This is a genomic window from Mesorhizobium sp. GbtcB19, from assembly GCF_019091085.1.
Classification (GTDB): Bacteria; Pseudomonadota; Alphaproteobacteria; order Rhizobiales; family Rhizobiaceae; genus Mesorhizobium.
The window spans coordinates 1-647 of the sequence record NZ_JAGXJY010000096.1; the positions used below are offsets into that span (position 1 = coordinate 1).

The following is a 647-nucleotide window of genomic DNA, read 5'->3' on the forward strand; positions in this document are numbered from 1 at the left end:
AGCTCGCCGCCGGCATAGCCTTCGGCGTGGATGTAGGAAATCTCCTTGAGCTTCAGCGCGCCTTCCATGGCGAGCGGAAAATTGGTGTCGCGGCCGAGATAGAGCACGTCCTTGTAGCGCGACAGCTCGCGCGAGATGCGTTCGATCTGCTCGTCGAGCTTCAGCACCTGGGTGGCGAAGCGCGGCGCTTCGGAGAGCTCGCGCACCAGCTGCTTTTCCTCTTCGGGCGAGATGGTGCCGCGCGCCACGCCCGCGCGGACCGCGAGCGCTGCCAGAACGGACAGCTGGCAGGTGAAGGCTTTGGTCGAGGCAACCCCGATCTCCGGCCCGGCAAGCGTCGGCAGCACCACATCGGACTCGCGCGCTATCGTCGATTCGCGCACATTGACGACCGCGCCGATCTTCATGCCGGCCTGGCGGCAATAGCGCAGCGAGGCAAGCGTGTCGGCGGTCTCGCCCGACTGCGAGATGAAGAAGGCGGCATCGTTCGCCGACAGCGGCATCTCGCGGTAGCGGAACTCGGAGGCGACATCGATGTCCACGGGGAGCCGCGCAAAGCGCTCGAACCAGTATTTCGAGATCAGTCCGGCGAGATAGGCTGTGCCGCAGGCCGACAGCGCCAGCCGGCCGATCTTGGCGAAGTCGAA

General features: G+C 65.7%; 1 protein-coding gene. It reads right to left on the bottom strand.

Translation table 11 applies throughout. The features are described from left to right. Window positions 1–647 (bottom strand): SIS domain-containing protein (locus KVT37_RS31755; protein ID WP_217578957.1); only part of this gene is annotated, 647 nt, incomplete at both ends.